We start from the raw sequence: 2,220 nt of genomic DNA on the forward strand, positions 1-2,220 counted from the left end.
GCCGGGTGACGCGCGGCGGCTCCGGGCGCAGGCGCATCGGCGCGGCCGGCTCGCCGGTCAGCGGCAGAGCGCCGTCGTCACCGGACGGCTCCGGCCCTTTCTCCTTTCCGGGTTCGATCTCGCTCATGACGCCGGCCTTCCATCGGTGCGCGAGATCCGCACGCGCTTCTGGTTGCGGTCGGCGCCGAAACGCAGCTCGGCGGCGGCGAAGAGCCGGTCGACGATCATGTAATTTCCACGCACGCGGTAGTTCACGAGTTCGGACGTCGCGCCTTCAGGCCCTACGACGAACAACGGTGGCATCTCGCCCTGGCCGATGCCGCGCGGGAATTCGATGAACACCTGCCGCCCATCGTCGAACGCGCGCAGCGGACGCCACGGCGCGCGGTCGCCCGTCACCTCGTAGCGGAAGTTGACCCGCGAGAGATCGATACCCGTCGAGACGGGCTGCGCGGCTTCCGCCTGTGCGTTCTGGCGGCGCAGCGCGATGAGCTGGTCTTGCGGATACTGCCAGGAGACCGATGCCATGTAAGTCGACGACGTCGAGCGCAGCTCCATGTAGTAGGTGCGTAGATTGGTGTTGATGACGAGGTTCGTCATCAGTTCGGGTCGCGTCGGCTTGACCAGGATATGAACCTGCTTCGCTGTGCCCGTGCCGCTCTCGGTGTCGCCGATGATCCAGCGCACGGTGTCGCCGGCGGCGACGGGGCCAGCGCCGACAAGCTGCTCGCCGGGCTGAAGCGCGATGTCCGTGATCTGCCCGACGGCGGTATAGACCTGATAGAGCGCCCCTTGGGTGAAGGGATAGACCTGCATGGAGTTGATGAAGCCGTTGCGCACCGGCTGGACGCGGGCCTGTGCATTGGCCTGATTGACGCGGGTGGCGGGATCGGTCGGCTCGGCCGCTTGGCGCGTGCCTTCCACAGGCTTCAGCTGGCCGGGAAGCGGCAAGGGCCTCGGCAATTCGACGATGCGCACCGGCGACGGCGGATCGACCGTCTGCACTGCGGGCGCTGCGTTGTCGTAGCTGATCTCCGGGGGCGGCGTGTTGGTCGCGCAGCCGGCCAGCGCCGAGGTGCAGACGAGCAGAAGCGCAAGCGAGGATTTACGGAGAGCCGGCTTTCCGGCTGTGCGGAAGGCAGGCGTCATTGTCCAAGCTCCTTCGACCAGTTGATGGCGTTGACGTAGATCCCGAGCGGATTGGCTCGGAGTTTTTCGGCGTCGCGCGGGGTTTGCACGACGATGGTGAGGATTGCGGACCAGCGCTCGGTCGCGGCGAGCGAGCCGTCCTGATAGCGGCGCTCGGTCCAGGCGATGCGGAACGAATCCGGCGAGGCCCGAATGACGCTCGACACCTCGACGGCGACCTGCTGCTTGCCGACCTTGGTGAAGGGGTCGTTGGTGCGCGCATAGTCGTTGAGGGCGAGCGCGCCGCCTTGCGTCGTGAACTCGTAGGCGCGCAGCCAGTTCTGCCGCACGATGATCGCATCGGCCGGGATCGAGCGGACCTGTTCGATGAAGCGGGCGAGGTGGAACGCGATCTGCGGATCGGACGGCCGATAGTCGGCGACGGCGGGGGCGATCGCCTGGGCCTGGCCGAGTTTGTCGACCTGCACGACCCAGGGGACGATGGTGCCGCTGGCGGATTGCCACACGAGCCCACCCGACAGGCCAGCCGACAATGCGAGGCAGCCGAAGGCCATGAAACGCCAGTTGCGGGCCTGCACGCGGGCGGAGCCGATACGGTCGTCCCAGACCTGTGCGGCCCGTTGATAGGGCGTTTCGGGCTGCGGCGCTTTTCCGTAATGGGTCGATGGTCGTTTGAAGAAGTTCATGGTCAGTCGCTTTCGGAGAGATTGACGGAGGAGCCGCCGCCATGGCTGTCGCCGGATTTGACGGCATGGGCGGCGGCCTGGACGCCGTGGGCGAGTTGCTGAGAGCGCGTCATGCGCTTGGCCCAGGCCGGCGGGCCGTCGTCGGCGGGAGCCGAGGCGGCCGCAGGCGCAGCCTCAGTCGCTCCGCCGTCGCTCGTCGCGCCGCCGGAGATTTCGGTCGCGGCACGCGAGCCGGCCTCGTAGTTGGATTTGAGGCTGTCTGCCGCGCGTGTCGTCGCGCGCTTCAAGGGCGAGGCCGCAGCCCGCGCGCCGGTGCTCGCGACATTGCCGAGACCGGAAGCGACGCCGGATGCTCCAGACTGCCCGGCAGCGCCGAGGCTGTAGG

At 67.9% G+C, this 2,220-nt stretch carries 2 protein-coding genes and 2 pseudogenes; all 4 read right to left on the reverse strand.

The window, feature by feature from the left end:
- Positions 1-127: pseudogene (locus AC1Q6J_RS23105) on the reverse strand (TrbI/VirB10 family protein); the annotation flags it as partial.
- Positions 124-1,149 (reverse strand): P-type conjugative transfer protein TrbG, encoded by a 1,026-nt coding sequence (gene trbG / locus AC1Q6J_RS23110; protein ID WP_492281476.1) that lies wholly within the window; start codon positions 1,147-1,149, stop codon positions 124-126. The pseudogene AC1Q6J_RS23105 and the gene trbG, both read right to left, overlap by 4 nt.
- Positions 1,146-1,835, reverse strand: a complete 690-nt coding sequence (gene trbF / locus AC1Q6J_RS23115) for a conjugal transfer protein TrbF (RefSeq protein WP_492281477.1) — start codon at positions 1,833-1,835, stop codon at positions 1,146-1,148. Before trbF ends, trbG begins: the two co-directional genes overlap by 4 nt.
- A 2-nt stretch (positions 1,836-1,837) precedes the next feature.
- A pseudogene (locus AC1Q6J_RS23120) lies at positions 1,838-2,220 on the reverse strand (P-type conjugative transfer protein TrbL); the annotation flags it as partial.

The sequence above is a fragment of the Afipia sp. MLSD5-FHT05B12 genome (assembly GCF_058793355.1).

Bases quoted from the DNA above. Each gene is read 5' to 3' on its own strand.
- trbG (WP_492281476.1), bottom strand. From the start codon at position 1,149: ATGACGCCTGCCTTCCGCACAGCCGGAAAGCCGGCTCTCCGTAAATCC.
- trbF (WP_492281477.1), bottom strand. From the start codon at position 1,835: ATGAACTTCTTCAAACGACCATCGACCCATTACGGAAAAGCGCCGCAG.